Genomic DNA, 20,065 nt, shown 5'->3' on the forward strand with positions numbered 1-20,065 from the left:
TTTCTGTGTCGCTAGGTTTTCCTTGCGCGCAAGGAAAAAGACAGAAAGAGTCATGCGACCACTCGGGATCAAAAAGAAGAATGGAAGGAAAGCCGAGGAGGGGGAGAATGAAGAAGAAGAAGCTGGCTGCAGCGGAACGGAACTTGCCGCGGAAGGCAGTGCGAGCATCAGATAGCCAACACGCCACCCAAGCCGACTGTTCACGTGCCTGCCGGCACCGAAGTCGGGGGGTGCGGAGGAAGGGGTTGCCCAGCGTTGACCTGCAACAAGGCTTTGACGCGCCCCTCCTCTCTAGTAGGAGTCCGGAAAGGAAGGTGGAGAGGAAGGTGGAGAGGAAGGTGGACGGGCGAGAGGTCTATGCGCTCGCCGCCGACTCTGTGCCGGTTGTGCACGCGTCAGAGTGCTGGCCTCGGGTCGTGCAGCAGATCGCCTCCGCGGCTGCCGCCGCTGCTTCCCAGAATCGCACGAATACGTTAGGGTCACGGCGCTCAAAGTATTCGTGAGGAATCAGCCCAGTATAGCGAGGTTGGCTCCTGTTGGACAGCCTTCGGCAACTGGTGGGTCGCAATGAGAATCACCGCTATTTCCTGCGTGAGGCGCTGGGTTCATTTAGCTGGCTTGCCGGTTGGATATGTGATTTCTCGGCTGTTGCAGGGCGTCCGCGAGACTGAGAGTGCTCGGGGCGGGGCGTTGGTCGAGGTCGGCCAGCGATGTGGTGAGCAGGTGCAGGGTGCGCGGGATGCTGTCGTGCTGACCGAGTCGCGCTTGTAGGCGCATGAGGTCGCGATAGATCGCCTCGTTGTAGGGGTCCAGGTTGCGGGCTTGTTCCAGCAGGGCGAGTGCCTGTTCGGGGTGGTCGGTTCTGATCTTGCGGATCAGGCTGCTGAGCGCGTCGAGGACGTCGCGCCGGAGCGCTTCGCGGGGCCCGTCGATCCAGTCCGCGGTGATGCCTTCGGCGAGGTCTCCGCGGTACAGCTCGGTGACGCGGTTCGATGCCCCGACGGCCTCTGTTGCCGGAGCTTGGCGGCTGGCGGTGATGGCGTCCTGGAGCCGCCAGAGGTCGGCGGTCAGGATCGCCTGGTCAAGCCGGTAGTGGCTGTCCTGGTTGACGATGATGTCGAGGGTGTCGTCGTTGCTGGCCCGGCGAAGGCCCCGGCGTAGCTGGGACAGAGTCGCGTGGAAGCTGTTGTAGGGACGTTCGCCGGGAGCGTCCGGCCAGAGCGCGGCGCTGAGGGTTTCGCGTCGGCACCCGTCACGGTGCAGTGCCAGGTAGACCAGGATCTCGCGTTGCCGCGGAGCGAGAACGTCGATGAGGTCACGGGGTTCGGAGCTCGCTCTGGTCAGGCGCAGCCGGCCGAGCACCTGCAGGTGCAGCGGCGGGACCGGGGCTGGTTCCGTGGCCGGGCGCGGCGCGGTCGTTGGGTTGCCGTCGCGCCGGGTAGCTGGCGGACGCGGCTGGTTGCTGACGTCCGGCGGGGATGGCTCGGTCGTTTCTGATTCAGCCGGTCCGAACGGTCCGGTCGTCGGGTGCTCGCTGGGGTTCGCGCTGGCGGGTGCCGTCGGTGGGGTCACGGCCGCAGCGTCGGGTGCTGCGGTAGCGAACTCGTACTCGGAGACGAGCGGTTGAGCGTTCGCCGTCGTGCTCTCGGCTCGGCTTTGCCGCTGCGTGCCCGGTTCCACGGCACTGCCGGCGACGGTACGGTCTCGGATCGGGTCGTCGCGGCCGGGCTCGGCCGCGTGCAGGAGCGCGAGCAGGTCACGGGCGTCGGCGTCCGGCAACGTGAACAGTCGGGCACCGGCCAAGTCGTCACTCAGGGTGGGGCTGGTCGCTTCGACGGTGCCGTCGTGGCGCACGCGCACGGTGCCGCCGGAGTGCCAGGGGCCGAGGAACACTCCGGTCAGGCCGAGGTGCGAGCCGTTGTCGAGGACGGCGTGCGCGCGCCGGTTCGTGTCCGCGGTGGGCGTGGCCACCATCACGGCAGGCCCGGTGTCGCCGCGCGGATGCGCCGTGTTCGCTGGCGGGTCGTCCCGTGCGAGGTCGTTGGTGTCGGTGCGGGCGACCAGCTCGGCCTCCAACGTCGCCAGCGCTGCGGGCAGGTCGTCGACGATGTGCAGCCGGTCCGGGACGGGGTCTGCCAGGTCGTGCCCGAAGAGTGCGCGGGCATCGTCGGCGGGCATCACGATCATGGCGTCGAGGTCGTCGCTGGTGGCCTGCGCGAGCAGGGTCATGATCAAGGCCCGCGCGGCGGCGTGGGCACCGGGACCGGTGAGCCCCAGTCCCCGCGTGCTGGCGAGGTCGAGGGCGATGGCGTGCTCGTCGCGTACGCCGAGCGAGGTGTCCTGGTGTGCCGGGAGCACTGCACGGACTGTGGCCTGGGCTCGGTCGCGGACATGGATGTCGACCGGTCGTGCGTGTCCGGGTGGCGCGGTCGCAGCGGCCGGGTTGTCGTCGGCCGGCTTGGGTGCGGCGGCGTCGTGGGCGATGCGCAGTGCGCGGACGACCGGGAAGCCGGCAGGGTCAGCGTCGTCGCGTGCGCCGGGGTGATACCAGCGGCGGCGCCGGATTCGGACGGTGATCATCGCGAGGGTGATCAGTGCAGCCAGTCCGAGGCCGACGAACGCACCGGTCGGCAGCGCGATACCAATTCCGGGCTGTGCCTCGGGCATGTCCGGCTGTTCTCCTCGATGTGCATGCGGCGGCGCGGGCTGCTCGGCGGAGGCAACCGGGCCTTCTGGGGCAGGCGCGGGTGTCGGGCTGTTCGGTGACTCCGCGGGCTGCTCTGTCGGCTGCGCGGGTGGTGGTGCCACCTGGGCGGGAAGGACGAGGTGCCAGCCGGGCAGGAGCTGGTCGGGGTGCCGCAGCGCGCGGCCGTCGGGTTGGGTGCGGCCGGCGTTGAGGTCGAAGATCGCGGGCCAGGCGTCCGGATCGCCGAGTTCGCGTTCAGCGATGGCCGAGAGGGAGTCGGTGGGCTTGACGGTGACGGTGCGCCCGCTCGCGGTGGCGCTGTTCGCGGGATGAGGCAAGGCGACGGCGTCCGGTGGAAACAGCAGCGTCCATCCCGGTTCCAGGTCGCCGGGGCTGTCGGCGAGCAGGGCGGGGTTGAGCCGCACGATCTCGTGGTAGCGGGTGCCGCGGCCGAGGTGGCGTTCGGCCAAGTCCCACAAGGTGTCGCCGTGCACCACCGTGTAGGGCACAGTGTCGTCCGTTCCCGCCGCCGCGGGAGACGGCGTGGTCGGGGCACCGACGGTCTCCGCGGTCTGGTCGGTCACGGTGTCCGTTGCGGAGCCCCGGGCTGCCGTGACGGGGTGTTCGTGGGGCCATGGCGGCGCGGTGGCCGCAACCGGTGTTGCCGGGATTGTCGATGCCCCTGCGGTACCAGCGGAGGTGGCCACGAGAACGGCGGCCACCAGTCCGGCGATCCATCGGTCACGCGGCGCCCGGCGCAGCAGACCGCGGGCGGTACGGACACCGTGCCCGGTCTGGCGGATCACCTCGACCATGACGGAGAGGGTCAGCAGCAACCAGCCAGCCCACGCCGTCGCCACGACCAGCCAGAGCACGAGGTCGCCGGTGAGCCACGCCCACCGGAGCGTGTTCCAGATCCGTTCGGGCCATTGGCTGATCGGAGTGGGGGCGGGCCAGTGGTCGGGAAGCAGGCGGGCGGGGTCGGCTCCGAGCGCGAGTAGTCCACACGGTATCCCGGCGATGAAGGCGAGCAGTGCCAGCGCGGCGCATGCCCCGCGGATCCGCTGTACTGGTGCGGTGGTCATGGCAAGTCACCGGTCCGTGTGCCGACGCCGAGTTCGGCCAACGCGGTGCCCGTGGCCTCGGCGGTACCGCCAAGCAGCCCGATGGGGGCTGGCTCGACGACGGTGACGGTCACGTGGACCGCGCGCGGTCCGGCGACACTGACCTGACCGGGATACCCGGCACGGGCGAGGTAGTCGGCGGCAGTGCGCGCTGCGGTCGTAGTGTCGATGCTGACCGCGGGGCTGCGGGTGTCCACCGCGGTGTTGGCCGCGCGGGCAGCTTCGGCAGCCAGCGCGTCGGCGCGGGCGATGACCCGCAAACGGGCGGAGCCATCCACCACCAAGGCGAAGACGAGCAGCAGCGCGGGCACCAGCACAGCCACGATCACGCTGACCGAACCCGTGTCCCGCGGCGTTGTCCGGGTCGTCATGGGATGCCTCGATACGGGTCGGTGGGGCTGGTGAAGGTGCTTGTGAGCGTGTCCGTGCCGCCGGGGACCGGAAGTGCGAGATCGCTCAGCCCGACCTGACACATCAGGCTTGCCCGGACCTGTCCGGCACGGCCGACCGCGATCTGGCCGGCGTCGACCGACACGCTGAAGGCGTGACACGTCAGGCCCTCGCGGTCGAGCCGTTCGCGGGCGACGCGGGCTCCGGCCTGTTGCGCCGCGTCGGGGCTGCGCGCGATCGACGCCGCGCGCGCTGCGGCGGTGGCGGCGTTGTCGACCGCTTGCTGTGCCGAGCTGACCCGGGCACCGGCAATGATCAACAGTCCGACGAAGAGCACGGCGGGCACCAGGACCGCAGCTTCGACGCTGACTGAACCCGTGTCACTCCAGTACCGCGACCAGCAATGGTGTATCCGGTTTCGGGACCTCATGGGCCGTCTCCAGCCGCCAGCGCGGGCACGGTGAAGCGCTCTTTCACCGCGTGCGCCGATGCAGCGACGCGGATGTCCAGGCCTGGGATGGGCACCAGTCGGATGGCGGTGCCCGACACCTCCACTTGAACGGTGTCCGCGGTGACGGTGGCGTGGACCTCGGGGGCGGTGAGGACGCCGCGGCCGGCGCGGGTGGCGAACGAGAGCGCGGCCTCAGCGGCCGTGGTGGTCGTGCCACCGACCGGACGTCCAGCCTCCACTCCGGCCTGGGCGGCTTGCGCGGCAACAGCATGGGCATGCCACCACAAGCCGCCCTGCACCGCCGAGAGGATCAACACCAGGGCAATCGGAAACAGAATTGCCAAGCCGACGGACTCTGCTCCGCGGTCGCGGATCTGAGCTGTGCCGGTGCTTTTCGCCGCCTGCGGGTGTCCCCGGTAGCTGAGCCTGCTGGAGCGCATCACTGGGCCGCCGAGCTAGTTGCCGCCAAGGTGTCCGCAGCGGGTGTTGGAGCCGCAGGGAGGGGACGTGGCGTGGGCACTGTCTTCGTGGTGGTGGTGGTTTTCGGCGGCTGTGCGGCTTTCTTCGCGCGGGAGCCGCTATTGGCGGGCTTCTTTCGCTTCGCAGGCACCGGTTTGCCCGTGTCGAGCCAGCGGGCGAGGTCGGTGGCAGGCACTTCGGTGAACTGGGCTAGCTCGTCAATGTCGATGACGTCGCTGGATTCGGAGAGAACCTCGCCGAGTTGGCGTTCGACGTCGTTCAGCTGGGCAACGATCTCGGCGCGACGCGTGGCAAGATCGCCGATTCGTTGTGCCGCAGCGGATCGCCGGACGCTGCGGGGTGCGTCAGCCTCTGCGACACGACGTTCGATCTCCTCGCTGGTGGGCATCCTGGCTCCTTCGTATCGTCACTTGATCTGGCTTTGGAACTGCTGCACCACGCCACGGATCGCGACCCCAAGTCCGATGGCCACAGCGAGCCCGATGGCCACCAGGACGGCCTTCTCCACGCTTTCCGATCCGCGATCACCGGCGGTACGCACGCGCTCCCAGCGGGCCACGACGGTGACGCACAACAGCATCACTGCGCCGCCGAGACTCAGCGCGAGTTGCGCAACGCGCCGCCGCGCCGCGGTGAGGTAGTGCTCCAGGATCTCAGTCATGGATGTTCAACTCCTTGGTGTGCAACGTTCTTAGGTGATTCGTCTCTGGCTGCGCAGCTAACCACCGGCCGTCAGCAGCCGGAGCAAGGCTGGATAGATGGCCAGCAGGAGAAACGCGACCAGCAACAGGGCAACCGGGAGCGCGAGCCGCTGGGAACGCCCGTTGGCATCGGCCTTGTCTCCGGCGAGCGCGGCCGAGCGCAGCGCAGCCGCTTTCGCGATCAGCGTGCTGTAGATGGCAGCGCCATCAGCGGCGGTGGACAGGATGTCCGCCAGGTCGGCGAGTTCAACGACACCCATCCGTTTGCCCAGCCGGGACAAGGCTTCCCACGGGGTGTGCCCGGCGCGCATCGCCCGGCCGAGCGTGCGACTGATCCGCGCGAACACCCACGAATCCGCCACCGCGGCAGCTTCGGCGAGTGCTTGGCTCGGGGCACGACCCGTCGCCCGTTCCTGGGCCACCAGGTCGAGATAAGCGGCAACCCCCCGCCGGAACTCCTCTCGGGCCCGAGAAGCGTCCTCGTGCACGGCCAGCACCGGCACCAGCGACCCGGCCACCGCAGCGACCAGCACGCCCAGGATCACTACGGTGCCGGGGAAACCGACGCCGCCGAACCACGCCAGCCCCGCCACCGCCACGACGCTTGCCGCGGTGCCGCCAGCCCATGCCAGGCGTCGAACGAGGTAACGCTCGGCAGTCTGGTCGAGCACGTCGAGGTCACCGGCCGGAATGCCCCACCACCGGTTCGACGACCGCGCCGAGTACCCGGCCAGGCGGTGCAGCCGAACCGACCAGCGACCCAGCGGCGCAGCTCCGTCCACGCGACGCGCAGCACGGTCGTCCAGCTCCGCGACCGCGGCGGCCAGGTTGACCGGTGCTGGCCGTACCAACGCCAGAATCACGCACACGAGCGCGATCCCGGCGAGGGCACCGAGAACAGCGGCAGCGATACCCGGGCTCATCGCGGGGCCTCCGCGTCGGGCTTGGTGACCACGGTCAGCGAGTGCTTCGGTTTCGGTGCGCCGACTGGGGTCCGGGAGGAGACGCCGAGCAGCCGGGCGGGCCGGCGAGTTCGGATCAGGAGGTGCATCCACCACCCGGCCGCGCCGAGCAGACCCCCTATCCCGGCCATGACCACCTGGCCCAGCACTCCGTCGAAGGGCGAGAGGAACTCCCGGGCGAACAACACCAACCCGACCAGCAAGACCACGGTGATGCCGAGGATCGCGCGCACATCGGTGCGCGGTTTCGCCCGGTCGGCTTCGATGTCCCGGCGGGCCACGACCTCCCGTTCGAGGGCGGTGGCTTTCGCGTCGAGAACATCGACCAGACCGCGTCCACCGGCGCGGGCTCGCAGGACCAGGGCGAGGACGACCTCGTCGGCGGCTTCGTCGCCGACGTCGTCGGCGAACGCGCGCAACGCCTGCTCCAGCCCTCGGGTGCGCAGCCGCACTGCGAGGGTCTCGACCTCCGTGGCCAAGGCGTCAGGGGCGGTGCGGGCCGAGCTGGTGATCGCCTGCTCCAGCCCGCCCGCGCCGGAGGCCAGTATGTCGGCCAGCCGCCGTACCCAGCTTGCCAATGCGTCCAAGCGGGCGATCAGCCGCTGCGCGTCGTGTCCGCGGGCCAGGATCGGCACGGTCACCGCCCCGGCGACGGCCACCATCGCCGCAACCGGCCAGCCAGTGGCCCACCACACCACCGCGCCCCCGACCACCGCCACAGCGACCCGCCGCAGCGGAAGCCGCGCCAGGCGCTCCCGCCAGCCTGCCGCTCGCTGCGGCACGGAACCTCGAACGCCACCACCGGCTGTCCGCGGGGCAGGAGGCAGCATTGCCGCAACCGCGCAGGCGAGGGCCAGCACGGCGACGACGCCGAGCAAGCCCGGCCACACGTTCGTCATCGCCGGCCTCCTTCTGGGAAACCGGTGAGGCTTCCGGTGCCCGCGGCGACGGTGTCGAGCTGGGCGCGGTCGAAGCCGTGCCGCTCCAGGCGCTCCAGCAGGTCACGGCTGGGGGCGTACGCGGGAACCGCGCGGCCGTCGGCCGGGCGCGGCGCGAAGATCCTGGTGGTGTCCGGGCGACCGGAATCACCGACCGGGCCGACCTCGATGACCTCGGCGACGAACCGCTGTCGGTGGTGCGCGCCGAGGTGGGTGTGGTCGGTGCGGGCGACGTGCACGACCAGGTCGATTGCCGAGGCGGTCCACTGGTGGGCGGCCTCGATCGCCAGTGGCGGGGTAGCCAGCTGCCCGAGTGCCCCGATCCGGTCGAAGACGGCGGACGCATTGGTGGCGTGCAGGGTGCACATCCCGCCAGTCGCGCCGTTGCCCAGAGCCCGCAGCATCGCGGTGACTTCTCCGGCGCGGACTTCCCCGACGATCACCCGGCTCGGCGAGTGCCGCAAAGTCTGCTTGAGCAGATCGTCCAGGGTGATTTCGCCGATCCCTTCGCTGTTGGCCGGCCGGGCTTCCAGCGGTGTGACCAAGGGGCGCGCGCCGATGTGCAGGCCGAGTTCGTATTCCTCCTCGACGGTCACGACGTGTTCGTAGTCCGGGATCTCGGTGCACAGCGCGCGCAGCAGCGTGGTTTTCCCCGCGGCAGGACCACCGGAGACGATCACGTTGCAGCCCGCGCGCACCGCCACACGCAGGAACGACGCGATCACCGGATCGAGCGTGCCGTTGGCCACGAGGTCGTCGAGGGTGACGTCGACCAGGCGGTGGCGGCGGATCGCCACCCGCGGCCGGTCGCTGACTTCCATCACGGCCGCGACCCGGGCGCCCAGCGGACCGCCAGCGCTGATGCGGAGGTTTCCCAACGGGCGGCCGGCGTTGAACTCGCGGCTGGTCTGGCCCTGGCGGGCGAACATCGCGGCCAGCATTTCCACGAGGTCGGCGTCGGCGTCGGCCACCGGGTACGGCCATTGCTCGATCGACCCGTCGGCCAACTCCAGCAGAACGCGGTCGCAGCCGTGGACATGGATGTTCTCGACGTCCTCGCGATTCAGAAGTTCCTCCAGCGCGCCCAGCCCGGACAACGCGGCCACCACCGCGCGGGTCAACCGGCGTTCGTCCTCAACGGACAGAGGCGCTTGCCCGTCGGCAGCGCGGCGCACGACCCAGGCAGCGACTTCCTCGGCAACGTACGCGCTCATCCGCGCTTGTTGCTCCGCCGCCGACAGGGGCACGTCCAAGTGGGTCTCCCCAGCCGCGACGCGCTCCAGCCGGGCCGCGACCGATTCCCGGATCGCCCGAACAGTCCGCGAATCCAGCGGCCCCTCCGCCGTGGTGCTCGACGGCAGTCCGCGTTCCTGCGGCGCCGGGACCGAGTAGCTGCTGGGGCCGTTGGACAGGCCATACCCGTTGTGCGGCAACGTCATCGCGATGCTCCCGCCAAGACGTCAACGGACGCGCGCGGTGCCGGTACGCGCAGCTCGGCAGGCGTGTAATTGTGGTAGGTGCCGTGGAGTCGGCGTGCTGCCCGGCGTGCAGTGCGCAGCAGCGGCGATCGACGCGGCACAGCGCCTGCGTCGTTCCCGTCGGAGAGCACCGCCGCTGTCCGCTCGTCGGCAGGGAGTGCAACAGCGACAGCCCGGCCCAGCGCGGCGCGGACCTCGTGAGCGCCTGCGGGCGACGTCGCGCACACCGCCAGGCCGAGCCGCTCCGGCACGATCCGCTCGGCGAGTTCGGCCAGCACCGGGCGCGCGGCCAGCACATGCCGCGGGGTCGGGCGGACCGCCAGCAGGACCACGTCGGCGGCCAACAGCAAGGGCCACGGCGTGGCCGCGCCGAAGCGGCCGACGTCGACCAACGCGTCCGCTGGGTGGCCAGCCGGGGTTCGGAATGCGGCCAGCGACGCGGTCAACCGCGTCCACCCGGCAGCGCTGATCGCGGAGTGCTGGCCCGGCGACGCCAGTCCCGCGAGCAGGCCCACGTGCCGTGCGGGCGGCACCGGTTGCACGTGTTCAAGCAGCGCAGCCGGATCTCCCGCTGTCGCGTGCCGCGTCGCGGTCGCGTGCGACAGCACCCCGCGATCGGCGCGGATCGCGCCGGCCACAAGCCATTGGCTCAGCCAACCGGGCGCGAGGTCGCCCCCGGCGGGGTCGCAGTCGGCCAGCAGCACCGGCGCGGGCCATGCCGCCGCCAGCGCGGCCAACGTCGTGGTCCCGCCAGGCGATCCCTTGCCCGAGACTATCGTGATCATCGCCAACACCCTCACCGCCCTTCCCGACGAATTCGATTCCTACGCACTCGGCCCGAGCTGGACCACGACGACCTGACCTGCGGCAGCGCTGGTCGCGGCCTGCGCGGCATCCATCCCGACGACGACATCGACGGTGACCGCGCCGGTCGAGTCCGGCGGACCGGTGCCCACCACACGTGCTTGAAACGGTCCGGAAGCACTCGCCGACGGCTGCCCGAGGTCGGACCCGGTTCCTCCCGCGACCGGACTGACCTGGACCAGATCGCCGGGCGACAGGCCGCGGGCGGGCAGGTGCCCCGGTTTCACCGCGAGCCCGACCAGCCGCTCGCCAGGGCCAGGAACCGGCTGCGCAGAGAGCTGGCGAGGCGCGAGCACGCTGCCGGCGGGCAACGCGGAGCGCGCGACCTGACCGACGACGCCCGCGCGGTCAGCGGCAGGAATCGCGGACAGTCCCTGGCCTGGAACCGCTTTCGCGATGCCAAGATCACCGTCGCCGATCCGCTGGCCCCAGCCCACGTCCCGCGTCAGCACCACGACGTCGACCCGTTCGTCCTGTCCTGCGATCAGGAAGACGTTGCCGAAGGCGGCCCCGGCTGCCAGCACGACCGCGACGCTGAGCAGCCACCACCGCCGCCGACGCGGCACCCGCGGCTCGTCACCATCCCGGAGCCGCTCATGGGGTGCGGAGTCGTCGGCACGCGCTTGGCGTGGTCGTGAAAAAGACAGAGCAGTACCCACCGGGAAACTCCTTACTCATTTCCGGAAGTGCGGTTTTCTTATATGCAGCGATTTGTTTGATGAATTCCCTGTGCGCTACCTCGCGCGCAAAGCCTGTACCTCGGCGACCGCGAAGCTGGCTCCGGCTCTTGACTGCATCTGCGGGAAGTCCCCGCCGACATCAGCGGTTCCGTCTGATCCGACCCAGCTGACCGACCACTGGATCGCCCACTGCGCACGGACTTGGTCGCCCGGCTGTCCGACGGAGCTGCGGGTGTAGACGAACCCGCAATCCGGGCTGGCAGCGTGCAGGCCGAAAGAACGGTCGTAAGGCGTGCCCGGCCCCGCGCACGACGCCGATCCACCCGTGCCCGAGTCGAACGTCATGCCCGCCGGAGTCGCGGTCACCTCCGCCCACACCGGCCCAACCTGCACTCGCCGCACCGCCGGCTGCCACACCTCGCGATCGGTCCACACCCAGGTGTTCTCGCCGACGATCGTCGCGTCCCGCCCGTCCGGCAGCCGCACATCCGGTGAATGCCGCGGCACTGGCAAGGGAAGCCGCAATTGCTCGAACGCCTGCGCCGCCAACTGCGCCGGAGTCGGCAACGGCGGGGGCGCAGGCGCGTCACCGGGCGGCACCGGCACGTTGTTCGCGGGAAGCGGTGGGAGACACCGGATCCCGAACGCACTACCGCCTGGCCGACCTGCACCCGGAGCGCCGCCGGCACCGAAGCCGCCCACAAAACAACCCGGCGGAAGCCGTCCCTGCGAATCCGGAGAATTACCTGAGCCCGCTGCGGCTTGCCGGTCTTGGCCGCCGTCACCGGCCGACTTCTTCCCGGGACCACCCGGCCGCACAGGTGCTTGACCCCGTTGATCCAGCGCGCGCATGTCGATGCTCGGCGGTGCGTATTGGCCGAACTGGTCGGTGTTGTTGGGTACAACGACCACTTGCCCGTCATCGGTGGGGCCGGGCGGGCTCGGGGCAGCTTCCGACGACGTGTCGGCAAGACCGACTGTGCCAATGACAGCGGCGAGGACACACGCCGGATAGCTCAGTGCCTTCCGCGTACGCATCAGCACGGCCCGCCTGGGTATGCAAGCTCCGCGACTTTCCATTGGCCATCCGAGGCGTCGCGCGACATCCGTGCGTGGATAGGAATCTGCGGCGTACCAACGGTCTTCCGATCGCCAGTGGCAGCGTCCGCTTGCCCGGAGCGCGATCCGTCCTGGCAGTCGATCACCGTCGCCTTGCCGCCGTGAACCTCGACGCTGCTGATGTGCGTGGTCACGTCTCCATAGGGCTTCACGCCGACCTGTTTATTGCGGTGCATCCCCGCCAAGGTCGTGGACAACTGCGGGTCCACGGCGAGCTTTGCCATCGCGGCCTGCCAAGTGGCCTCTGGCGTGCTCGGAATAGCCAACGACCGCGGCCAGAACTGCGTATAGGCGGCCTCGACCGCTTGCCGTTGATCCGGCTCGGATGACGTCGGTGCCGAGGGCGGCTGCGACGGAGCCGGCATGTTGGACGAGGACGTCGTCGCCGGCGCGGCGCCGCCGCTGCACCCCGCCACCAGCATGGCGACCGCCGCAGCCAGGACGACGTGCCGTTGCCGACCAGCACCGAAGTTGTTCACAAGATCCTCCCCAACGTTCGCGATGTCGATGCCCAGGCCGACCTGCCCTTGCAAAGGTCGCCGTGCGCCTACGTCAACAGCATGCTGATCAACGAGCCAGCGAGCAGCGGCGGACCGGCGGGAAACCGCGAATTCATACTCTTGGACGACACCGCTACCGCGATCGCCACAAGGGCGGTGAACCCGCTCGCGATTAGCAAGCCGCGGAGCAAGCCATCCCATCCGAACCACCCGAGATAGAGCCCAAGCGCGGCGTACAGAGCGGTATCGCCGCCCCCGGTGTGGTCCGGTGCGGACATCTGAACCAGCAAAGCAAGCCCCAGCAGGGCAACCATTGAGATGCAGGCGAAGCCGAACCGAAGCCAGGTTCCGTGGATGATCGTGTCGCAGAGCAAGAACGCAGCACCTCCGCCCGCCAGCGCCGCCACCATCGGAAACGGCAGTCTCCGACAACGCACGTCGGTGAGTGCCAAGCCGAGGCCGAGCGCGCATGCCCAGCACCAAGCCAGCCAGACCGGCGTCGTGCCGAACTGGAAAAGCCCGATCCAGCAGAGGGCCGCCGTCGCCACCGAAAGCCCCGCGGCCAATGCGGCGCGCGTAGACCGGCCAGCCGCCATAGCCATACCGGTTGTTCGTTCTGCGGCTTTCAACAAGAGCGGTCCAGCAACGATGCTCGCTGCGCCGACAACGGTCACCGGAATCAACATCATCAGGCACTCCCGCGTGTCCTTGCATCATCGTGAACCCTTCTCTCCGCCGTAACGCGATGAGTGCTGCTCCCACGGGAAAGCTCCGGCACCGAGGACGTCTCGCGCTGCGGTGACGTAGGCGAATATGTTCTGTGGCAACATCTCCGCGAATTCCGACAGGCGGCGAACGTCGGCATCGACTGGCAGCGCTGCGAGCGTTCGGTCGGTGAGGCTGACCAGGTCAGAGCGCTGAAGCTTGGCTTCCCATTCCCGGATCAGCACAAGGCAAGCGTTCACGTGCTGTACGACCTCGCGGAGGGCACCGTCGACCACGCCAACCGACCGGCGAGCCGCGACGGCCAGGTCGCCGGCCGCGGAATCAGCTGCCAGTTCATCGGCGAGACTGCGAGCTGCCCGCGTCCGGTCTAGGCAGCACAACGCCTGCCATACGAGCTGGTGCACCTTGTGCGGGACTGTTGGATCGATCCAGGCTCGTGCCGGACTGCGGTGCAACTCGTCTACCCCTGCGATCAGGATCCGCGCTGCGTGGTAAGCCTCGCCGAGTTCGCTGAAGTCACGACTCCGAAAGAAGAACTCTCCCCGGACGCAGTCCAGCCGACATGGATGTGCAGCGTCGTGACGGTGGTCGGTCATCAAGCGGGCGGCGCAGTCCAAGCCAGCAACCACGCTCAGTCCGGATATGACGACTCCCACGCAGACCAGAACCACATTCAGGCCGGCTATCAGCGCGAGGGCCGTGCCGAGCGCACCGCCTAGACACGTTAGAACGATTTCCCGGCTGAGCGCGGTGCGGACACGTTCTCCGCGCAGTCGGGAGTCCGAGATATCGGGGTTCAGGAGCACAGAATCCGGCCCGTCCGGAAACGTTGCGGTACGCACTGGTCCGGCCGACGCGGGTGGGTTGCGGCACGCCATAAGGTCTCCTCGTCAAGTCGGCTAGTGAGCTGTCCGCTGCGCTTCCGGTGATGGCTTACCGGTGGCAAGCCTTCCGGGTACCGGTCGCGTCAAGTGCGTCGAGCGAGGTCAGGGATCTTCGTGGACGCGAGGGCCCGACTCGGTTCAGCAGCCGGGCACCTCGCTGCTTCCGTCCCCAGGGGCCGTTGTCCCCCGGTGAGTCACAGGTCTAGCTCACTGACCTCGTGCGACCGCAACGTAAGTACCCGTGCGACTTTGAAGTTGCACGACGGATTGTCACCCGTTCAGTCCAATGTTCACGGTCCTGGTCTCCCGGATTTGCGGCGTAGTGGCACGGGGTGCCGTGATCGTGTAAGCACCGAACAATGAGCGACTGGAACGCGTCCTACCGTCGGAGCCTTCATGACCTGTTGACTCTCCTAGAAGGGCAGTGGACCGTCGCGATCATCGCTACGCTCGCGGTCGGGGAGCGGAACTACTCCGAGCTTCGGGACGAGGTGAACAAGGCAGAGGAACGGCTGGGCTGGACCAGTCACACGAAGCCGCTGACCTCGAAGGTGCTGAGCGACCATCTGCGGAGGCTGGAAGCCAATCACCTGGTCGAGCGTCGCGGCGCGGGCGACAAGTTCACCAAGGTCTGGTATCGGCTCAGTGCGGACGGCAAGGAGCTGCTGAGCATGTTGAGGCCGCTTGCCAGCTGGGCTGCTCAGCGGCAGGTCATCGCCGCAATGGAGGACGAGACCACGTCCCCTGACTAGCCGATAACCACCCGGTTGCGGCCGCCGTCCTTTGCTGCGAACAGGGCATTGTCGGCAGCACGAAGCAAGTCGTCGAGGTCCGTTCCTGCCGCAGGGGACGCAGCGGCACCGATCGAAACAGTGATCTGGATCGACTGTTCGGATGTGGACCTAGCGTCAATTGTCGCAACACTTTCGCGAATTCGGTGCGCGATCGAGAGGACTTGTTCCCCGCTGCAACCCGGAAGCATCACGACAAATTCGTCTCCGCCGAGCCGTCCGCACAGGTCCTTGTTCCGGACGACCGAACTAATCGCCGCTCCGGCCGCCTTGAGAACTCTGTCGCCAACGACTTCGCCATGTACGACATTCACCAGAGCGAACTGATCCACATTGATCAGCAGGAGGCTGAGATTCCCGCCTACCTTCTGCGCCCGCCTAAGCTCGCTCTCCGCCAGCGCCCGCCAGCTGGCGACATTGAGGACCCCAGTCTTCGGGTCACGGGTAGCCGCCTGCTCGAACTGCCGAACCAACGCGGAACGATGCAGTGCGTACAAGGGGAAGAACAAGAAGGCGGCCAGCCACGGAGCCAACGTGAGCAGCGCAGCCGCGACGACCCCCATGCACAGCGTCGCCAGTTCGAGCAGGTTTTCATCCGCTCGTCCGATCAGCCGCCTCCGCGAGCATTTGCCCGACGACAGCCTGATTACAGTACCGACCACGACTGAGTTGACCGTGAAGTAGACCGCCACCACCGAGGCCGCGCCAAGCAGGCTGAAGACTCCGCGGTCAGGTCCGATCGGAACGACGAGCAAGCCGCGCGCGCACCAGGCCGCGATGTGGCAGGACAAGATCACGTTGCAGGCGCTGAACAACGTGCGGTGCATGTGGATACCTGAGATGCCGCGCCAACTCCGCAGCCACAAGTGCAGGTAAAGCACGACTACGACGGCAAACGCGAGCACTCCGGGGAGAATCAATGCTGCAGCCAGTGTCCAGACCGACGAGAAGTTCACGTGCGGGGTATCAGCGAACCGGCGACGGCGACGCTCGACCTGGCGACCCATTTCGGCCGCGACGATCCCGAGACCGACGAGAACAAGGCAACTGCGCATGTCGTGGAACGTCACTCGCGCGGACACTGAGTCGGCGACTAGAACTGCCGTCGCCGCCAGCACCACGGTCACCACGAGCGCGCGGACACGCACGGGAAGTGACCAGATCGGCCAACTGTTCACCCGGCTCAGACCGCGAGACTGCCCTGAATCGGTTACACGTTGCATACTGAACTCGCTTCCGTTCCCATGGGGAGGGCTGCGGCTTTTACGACTTGTCCCAGGCTCGGTCCTTCCTAAAGCCGGATGTCCCGGGAGGGGGTTTCATGCGCAACAAGGACTGGTGACAGCTTTCGCGCTCCTGACGCGGGCTCGTCCTCGGCAGATCTCACCTGGCGCGGACGAGCCCCCTTCCAGACGATCGCCGCACCAAGAGCAAGCACAGACGCCGTCAGCCCCGACGCTGCCACGGTGGCCACTGGTCCCACCTGGTCAGCGGCGAGACCGGCGACGACAATCGCCGCCCCTTGGGAAGTTTGCAGACAAGTGCTCATCCTGCCCATGACTGTGCCCCGCTTGCTGTCCGGCACGATTTCGGCGACGACTCCTTGCAGCCGAATCAGGTACACCGTCGACAGCGCGCCCGAGACGGCCCACAGCACCGCTGACCCGACCAACCACGGCACCGCCGCCGAGGCCAGCAGCGGAAGACCTGCCGCGATCGCCGGAATCACTACGCTCCGCGCGGACGGCAGCGAGTCCTCTCGACTTGCCCACCACCCTCCCAAGACGCTGCCAATGGGGTCTGCTGCCATCAGCAAGCCGACGGCGAACGAAGTCGCTCCGAGCGCGCCTGCGTACGGTGCCGCAACGCCTTCCGGAACGACCAACAGGCCGGTGAGCGAAATCAAGATCACCGGCGCGACGAGGCGCGGACCGAGACGCTCATCGACAGCCGCAGCGGACCGCTCCGCGGCGGCGGAGCCAGCCCGCGACGCCGGACGTGATCGAACACCGAGCAAGACGGCGAGCGCGCTCAGCAGGAACGTAGCGCCGTTGAGCAGCAACACCGGTTCGGAGCGGATCGCGACGACAAGCACGCCGCCAACTCCGAAACCGACGACTTGCGCGATCTGCGTGGTGATCTGCCGCAACCCAAGGCCCGCCTGATATTGCCGGTTCGGAAGCACGTCGCGCAGGAGAGACAACTGGGCTGCCTTGAACGGCGCACCGGCCAACGTCAACAGCCCGATGAGGCACCACAACGCAGGCAACGGGAGTCCTGGAATCGCCATCGAGATTGCCAGGCAACCCCGGATGACGTCGCTCACGATGATCACCGTGCGGCGTGGATACCGGTCTGCGAGGCCGGACAGGAGAAAGCCGCCCAGTACCGCAGGTGCGAAGGTCAGCGCGTAGCTCAGTGCCGTGAGAGACGCAGAGTTCGTGCGACCGTAGACCAGCAGGGCCAGGGCAACCCGGGCAAGCTGATCCCCGGCAACCGAGAACGTCTCCGCCAGCCACATCGTGCGGAACTCACCGCATCGCAGGACTGCCGCGAAGTTTCCGCGTACGCCAAACTGCATCTGCTCGCCCCCTCCCCGGAAGCTCACAAGCCGATCAACGGCTCTCCCCGGCCGAAGATCTTGGTCTATTAAGGTATGCCGGAGCGTGCCTAAGTGGACACAAACAGCGAGATGTTCACACGTAAGAATCAATCTGCGTACGGACCGTGACTTGCGGGCCACTCCCGTTCACTTGTTCGGAGCAGCGACAACGCAGGATGGTCGATCCGGCGCGAGAACGAGATCGCCGTGACCGGAGCCGCCTGTGTGGCGGACTCGCTGCCGATCCGCACTGAAGGCGGCTCCGACTGCCGTCAGGCCTCAGCCGGTGCGCATCTGCCGTAGTTCGTTTCGCCAACGCGACCAGGAGTTCTTGATGCCGTGCAACAGCTTTCGCAACGTTGCGCGCTCGCCCCGAGATCAACCGTAGTGACGACAGGGCATCGGACTCCAGCGACGCGGCTGGCCGCTAGCCGTGGGTTCGAGGTCGGCGGTCGCCGAATTGCTGACGTCGGGCGGGTCCTCGCCGACGGACCAGGTGCGCCGGTACGTAGTGGCTGACCGGACGTGACCATTGGTCGTCGGCAGTGACGAGTTGATAGGTGACCCAGCCAAGCAGGCCGCCGTCTTCGCGACGGGCCCATTCGAACAGCAGGCCGGGAAGCTCGGTCTCGATCCGCAGGCCGGCGCGGTTGCGGGGCGCGAGGATCTCGGTGCCCAGCGGGAGCAGCTTGCGCACGCTCACCCAGACGGGAACCGGCGGGTCCACTTTCCGCACGGTTGACGGCCGCTCATTCACTTCAGGTCACCTGCTCGCATCCACGTTGCCGGGCCGTCCACGGTTGTCGTCGACCCAAGCCGAATCCGAACATGTGTTCGATATTGAAGTCAAATTGGCCGTTCGTCACAAGGTGATCGATCTGGAGCTGCGAGATGCGTGTTCGGCACGTGACGGCCGGCTGTGCCGCTTCCCGGGCATCCGCGTGTGCTGCAGCGTGCCTCGACGACCGCCCGCACAGGCCGAGTCTCCGGACGGGATCGGTCGTCCGCAGGTTCGACGGTGGTGGGCTCTGCAGACCTGTCGTGTGGGGTTGGCCGCCGCCATCACCTGGATCGGGTGTACAGGTCGCGCACGTGTGGTGCGTAGACCATGCCCTCGCGGGCGTACAGGTTGCGGCAGAGCTGGTCGCGCATGGCCACGACCAGCATCTCCGTGCGCGGCAGGTCCAAGCCGTCGGCGATCTTCACGACGGTGGGTATCGACGGCGCGGCGGTCATGCGTTCGATCCTCGACAGCCGCAAGCGATCGGTGCCCGACAGTCGGGCGACGTAGGCCAGAGTGCGATTGTGCTTGATGCGCCACAGGTAGAGCACCTCACCGAAACGGGCCACGGACCGGCGAGAGCCCGCGATGTCGGCCACGCTGGCGCTGCGGCGGGGTCCCTGGTCTCGGTCTGAGCCCTCGGCTGTGGGGAAGCTACGGCCCGCGGCTACGGCGAGCGCGTACGGGTCGGCTTTCAGGGCGTAGGCCAAGGCGGCCGCGCTCCACAGCGATCGCAGCGGGGTGCGGCCCCGTTCGAGGGTTCCGATGGCGGAGGCGCTGATGCCGGAGCGCCTCGCCAGGCCGTCGATGCTGAGTTTCAACGCCTGACGGTGCCTGCGCACGAAAGCTCCCGCTGTCTCGGGCGGTTCGCCAGCAGCGTCCGGTGTGCATGTATCACCGACGGTGGAGGCGGGTGTCGGCTCGCGTGTCACGAGCGGGCCTCGCTCGCTTTGGGTGTACAGGAGGCTTCTGTCGCCGGCACGGGTGCGTCGAGTTCCTGGATGCGGTCGTCGATCACCCGTCGGGACGCTGTCGTGGACAACGCGAGCAGGCGCAGGTCTGCGGTCAACCGCTGGTAGGCCCCGTTGTCGGGCGCGAAGACGCCGGCGCTGTGGTGTGCGAAGTAGGCGACAGGACCCGCGGATGTCTCGTAGCAGGTGAATGGATCCCGCAGCGAGGGCCGGGAGCAGATCTCCGACGGAAGGACGCGCACCCTGACCATGCGAGTCGCGTTTCCCAGCGCGCGCAGGAATCGGAGCTGGCCCAAGACGATGTTCGGTGCCGGGACGGGCCCGGACAGAGCGGGTTCGCCGACGAAGACCTCGACCTGTTTCCTGCGTGAATCCCTAGTTGGGGTCCGCAGAAGCCGTCGCTGTGCCGCCTGGGCGTTGACAAACTCCCCGATCTCTCCGGGGGACGCGCCGTGATCTTTCAGGACGGCGCGTGCGTAGTCGGATGTCCACACGGAGACGGGTATCAGCGTCGGGTGGTAGTCCGCGAAAGACATGGCGAGTTGGGTGAAGTGTTTCCGCGCCTCGGCATGATGGCGGTGGTGTGCCGGCTGGAGGATGACCACGCTGGGGTCAGTGGTCCTCGCGAGGCCGGAGATGTAGGCGTGGTCGTCAGGGGAGACGGCCAGAGCGCAGAGGATTCCTCCCACGTGCTCGGCGTCGAGCTTGCGCACGCCGAGTTCCCACTGCGCGATTTGCGAGTGGTGTTTGTGGATCAGATCCCCCACCTCGCGCAGAGTCATCTCGGCCTTGCTGCGTTGTGCGTGCAGGACGGCACCGAGCAACAGGTGCCGCGGCGACGGCTGAGATGCGTTGTGGCTCTTCGTCACGAATAAGTCCATGTTCTCGTGCTGCTGTCGACGTCGGACCTGTACGGACCAGTGCAGTGGAGGCACGG

21 protein-coding genes are annotated in these 20,065 nt (G+C 68.2%); 1 reads left to right on the forward strand and 20 read right to left on the reverse strand.

The features are described from left to right. Window positions 1–609: 609 nt before the first annotated feature. From ABD156_RS43645 to ABD156_RS43715, 15 genes are all read right to left on the reverse strand, one after another. Window positions 610–3,771 carry a BTAD domain-containing putative transcriptional regulator gene (locus ABD156_RS43645; RefSeq protein WP_344287348.1) on the reverse strand — a complete coding sequence of 1,054 codons (3,162 nt, stop codon included), beginning with the start codon at window positions 3,769–3,771 and terminating at the stop codon, window positions 610–612. Further along, window positions 3,768–4,181, reverse strand: a complete 414-nt coding sequence (locus ABD156_RS43650) for a hypothetical protein (protein WP_344287350.1) — start codon at window positions 4,179–4,181, stop codon at window positions 3,768–3,770. Before ABD156_RS43650 ends, ABD156_RS43645 begins: the two co-directional genes overlap by 4 nt. Next, on the reverse strand, window positions 4,178–4,630 hold the full coding sequence (locus tag ABD156_RS43655; protein WP_344287352.1) for a TadE family protein: 453 nt from the start codon (window positions 4,628–4,630) through the stop codon (window positions 4,178–4,180). Before ABD156_RS43655 ends, ABD156_RS43650 begins: the two co-directional genes overlap by 4 nt. Then, window positions 4,627–4,995: a TadE/TadG family type IV pilus assembly protein gene (locus ABD156_RS43660; protein ID WP_344287488.1), complete on the reverse strand. Its 369-nt coding sequence runs from the start codon at window positions 4,993–4,995 to the stop codon at window positions 4,627–4,629. The genes ABD156_RS43655 and ABD156_RS43660 overlap by 4 nt, the downstream gene beginning before the upstream one ends. Before the next feature lie 95 nt (window positions 4,996–5,090). Next, window positions 5,091–5,519, reverse strand: coding sequence for a hypothetical protein (locus ABD156_RS43665; RefSeq protein ID WP_344287354.1), 429 nt, complete (start codon window positions 5,517–5,519; stop codon window positions 5,091–5,093). 18 nt (window positions 5,520–5,537) lie between these two features. Beyond that, window positions 5,538–5,792, reverse strand: a complete 255-nt coding sequence (locus ABD156_RS43670) for a hypothetical protein (protein ID WP_344287356.1) — start codon at window positions 5,790–5,792, stop codon at window positions 5,538–5,540. Window positions 5,793–5,849: 57 nt separating this feature from the next. Then, the gene (locus ABD156_RS43675; RefSeq protein ID WP_344287358.1) at window positions 5,850–6,755 is read right to left on the reverse strand and encodes a pilus assembly protein TadB; all 906 of its coding nucleotides are present in this window, start codon (window positions 6,753–6,755) and stop codon (window positions 5,850–5,852) included. Then, window positions 6,752–7,693 carry a type II secretion system F family protein gene (locus tag ABD156_RS43680; protein ID WP_344287360.1) on the reverse strand — a complete coding sequence of 314 codons (942 nt, stop codon included), beginning with the start codon at window positions 7,691–7,693 and terminating at the stop codon, window positions 6,752–6,754. Before ABD156_RS43680 ends, ABD156_RS43675 begins: the two co-directional genes overlap by 4 nt. Then, the gene (locus tag ABD156_RS43685; protein WP_344287362.1) at window positions 7,690–9,171 is read right to left on the reverse strand and encodes a TadA family conjugal transfer-associated ATPase; all 1,482 of its coding nucleotides are present in this window, start codon (window positions 9,169–9,171) and stop codon (window positions 7,690–7,692) included. The genes ABD156_RS43680 and ABD156_RS43685 overlap by 4 nt, the downstream gene beginning before the upstream one ends. After that, a complete protein-coding gene (locus ABD156_RS43690; RefSeq protein WP_344287364.1) occupies window positions 9,168–9,995 on the reverse strand; it encodes a hypothetical protein in 828 nt (275 codons plus the stop codon). The genes ABD156_RS43685 and ABD156_RS43690 overlap by 4 nt, the downstream gene beginning before the upstream one ends. Window positions 9,996–10,034: 39 nt before the next feature. Continuing rightward, window positions 10,035–10,640 carry an SAF domain-containing protein gene (locus ABD156_RS43695; protein ID WP_344287366.1) on the reverse strand — a complete coding sequence of 202 codons (606 nt, stop codon included), beginning with the start codon at window positions 10,638–10,640 and terminating at the stop codon, window positions 10,035–10,037. Window positions 10,641–10,808: 168 nt separating this feature from the next. Continuing rightward, window positions 10,809–11,354 (reverse strand): hypothetical protein, encoded by a 546-nt coding sequence (locus ABD156_RS43700; RefSeq protein WP_344287368.1) that lies wholly within the window; start codon window positions 11,352–11,354, stop codon window positions 10,809–10,811. Between the two features lie 437 nt (window positions 11,355–11,791). Continuing rightward, window positions 11,792–12,352: a hypothetical protein gene (locus ABD156_RS43705; protein ID WP_344287370.1), complete on the reverse strand. Its 561-nt coding sequence runs from the start codon at window positions 12,350–12,352 to the stop codon at window positions 11,792–11,794. Between the two features lie 68 nt (window positions 12,353–12,420). Continuing rightward, window positions 12,421–13,062 carry an A24 family peptidase gene (locus tag ABD156_RS43710; RefSeq protein ID WP_344287372.1) on the reverse strand — a complete coding sequence of 214 codons (642 nt, stop codon included), beginning with the start codon at window positions 13,060–13,062 and terminating at the stop codon, window positions 12,421–12,423. Window positions 13,063–13,086: 24 nt separating this feature from the next. Then, window positions 13,087–13,977: a hypothetical protein gene (locus tag ABD156_RS43715; RefSeq protein ID WP_344287374.1), complete on the reverse strand. Its 891-nt coding sequence runs from the start codon at window positions 13,975–13,977 to the stop codon at window positions 13,087–13,089. A gap of 365 nt (window positions 13,978–14,342) precedes the next feature. Here ABD156_RS43715 and ABD156_RS43720 point away from each other — a divergent pair, with 365 nt between their 5' ends. Then, complete coding sequence (locus ABD156_RS43720) at window positions 14,343–14,735, forward strand: winged helix-turn-helix transcriptional regulator (RefSeq protein WP_344287376.1); 393 nt, start codon at window positions 14,343–14,345, stop codon at window positions 14,733–14,735. Here ABD156_RS43720 and ABD156_RS43725 read toward each other — a convergent pair. The 5 genes from ABD156_RS43725 to ABD156_RS43745 all read right to left on the reverse strand — a co-directional run bounded on the left by ABD156_RS43725 (window position 14,732) and on the right by ABD156_RS43745 (window position 19,997). Further along, window positions 14,732–15,952 carry a GGDEF domain-containing protein gene (locus tag ABD156_RS43725; RefSeq protein ID WP_344287378.1) on the reverse strand — a complete coding sequence of 407 codons (1,221 nt, stop codon included), beginning with the start codon at window positions 15,950–15,952 and terminating at the stop codon, window positions 14,732–14,734. The genes ABD156_RS43720 and ABD156_RS43725 overlap by 4 nt on opposite strands. 113 nt (window positions 15,953–16,065) lie before the next feature. Then, window positions 16,066–17,355 carry an MFS transporter gene (locus ABD156_RS43730; RefSeq protein WP_344287380.1) on the reverse strand — a complete coding sequence of 430 codons (1,290 nt, stop codon included), beginning with the start codon at window positions 17,353–17,355 and terminating at the stop codon, window positions 16,066–16,068. A gap of 448 nt (window positions 17,356–17,803) precedes the next feature. Next, on the reverse strand, window positions 17,804–18,103 hold the full coding sequence (locus ABD156_RS43735; RefSeq protein WP_344287382.1) for a hypothetical protein: 300 nt from the start codon (window positions 18,101–18,103) through the stop codon (window positions 17,804–17,806). A gap of 335 nt (window positions 18,104–18,438) precedes the next feature. Further along, on the reverse strand, window positions 18,439–19,089 hold the full coding sequence (locus tag ABD156_RS43740) for a helix-turn-helix transcriptional regulator (protein WP_344287384.1): 651 nt from the start codon (window positions 19,087–19,089) through the stop codon (window positions 18,439–18,441). Continuing rightward, window positions 19,086–19,997, reverse strand: a complete 912-nt coding sequence (locus ABD156_RS43745; protein WP_344287386.1) for a Scr1 family TA system antitoxin-like transcriptional regulator — start codon at window positions 19,995–19,997, stop codon at window positions 19,086–19,088. Before ABD156_RS43745 ends, ABD156_RS43740 begins: the two co-directional genes overlap by 4 nt. Window positions 19,998–20,065 lie beyond the last annotated feature (68 nt).

Origin of the sequence: Amycolatopsis albidoflavus, assembly GCF_039525725.1 — a bacterium.
Lineage (GTDB): Bacteria > Actinomycetota > Actinomycetes > Mycobacteriales > Pseudonocardiaceae > Amycolatopsis > Amycolatopsis albidoflava.

Bases quoted from the DNA above. Each gene is read 5' to 3' on its own strand.
- ABD156_RS43710 (WP_344287372.1), bottom strand. From the start codon at position 13,062: ATGATGTTGATTCCGGTGACCGTTGTCGGCGCAGCGAGCATCGTTGCT.
- ABD156_RS43690 (WP_344287364.1), bottom strand. From the start codon at position 9,995: ATGATCACGATAGTCTCGGGCAAGGGATCGCCTGGCGGGACCACGACG.
- ABD156_RS43670 (WP_344287356.1), bottom strand. From the start codon at position 5,792: ATGACTGAGATCCTGGAGCACTACCTCACCGCGGCGCGGCGGCGCGTT.
- ABD156_RS43720 (WP_344287376.1), top strand. From the start codon at position 14,343: ATGAGCGACTGGAACGCGTCCTACCGTCGGAGCCTTCATGACCTGTTG.
- ABD156_RS43665 (WP_344287354.1), bottom strand. From the start codon at position 5,519: ATGCCCACCAGCGAGGAGATCGAACGTCGTGTCGCAGAGGCTGACGCA.
- ABD156_RS43650 (WP_344287350.1), bottom strand. From the start codon at position 4,181: ATGACGACCCGGACAACGCCGCGGGACACGGGTTCGGTCAGCGTGATC.
- ABD156_RS43645 (WP_344287348.1), bottom strand. From the start codon at position 3,771: ATGACCACCGCACCAGTACAGCGGATCCGCGGGGCATGCGCCGCGCTG.
- ABD156_RS43730 (WP_344287380.1), bottom strand. From the start codon at position 17,355: ATGCAGTTTGGCGTACGCGGAAACTTCGCGGCAGTCCTGCGATGCGGT.
- ABD156_RS43680 (WP_344287360.1), bottom strand. From the start codon at position 7,693: ATGACGAACGTGTGGCCGGGCTTGCTCGGCGTCGTCGCCGTGCTGGCC.
- ABD156_RS43715 (WP_344287374.1), bottom strand. From the start codon at position 13,977: ATGGCGTGCCGCAACCCACCCGCGTCGGCCGGACCAGTGCGTACCGCA.
- ABD156_RS43655 (WP_344287352.1), bottom strand. From the start codon at position 4,630: ATGAGGTCCCGAAACCGGATACACCATTGCTGGTCGCGGTACTGGAGT.
- ABD156_RS43685 (WP_344287362.1), bottom strand. From the start codon at position 9,171: ATGACGTTGCCGCACAACGGGTATGGCCTGTCCAACGGCCCCAGCAGC.
- ABD156_RS43675 (WP_344287358.1), bottom strand. From the start codon at position 6,755: ATGAGCCCGGGTATCGCTGCCGCTGTTCTCGGTGCCCTCGCCGGGATC.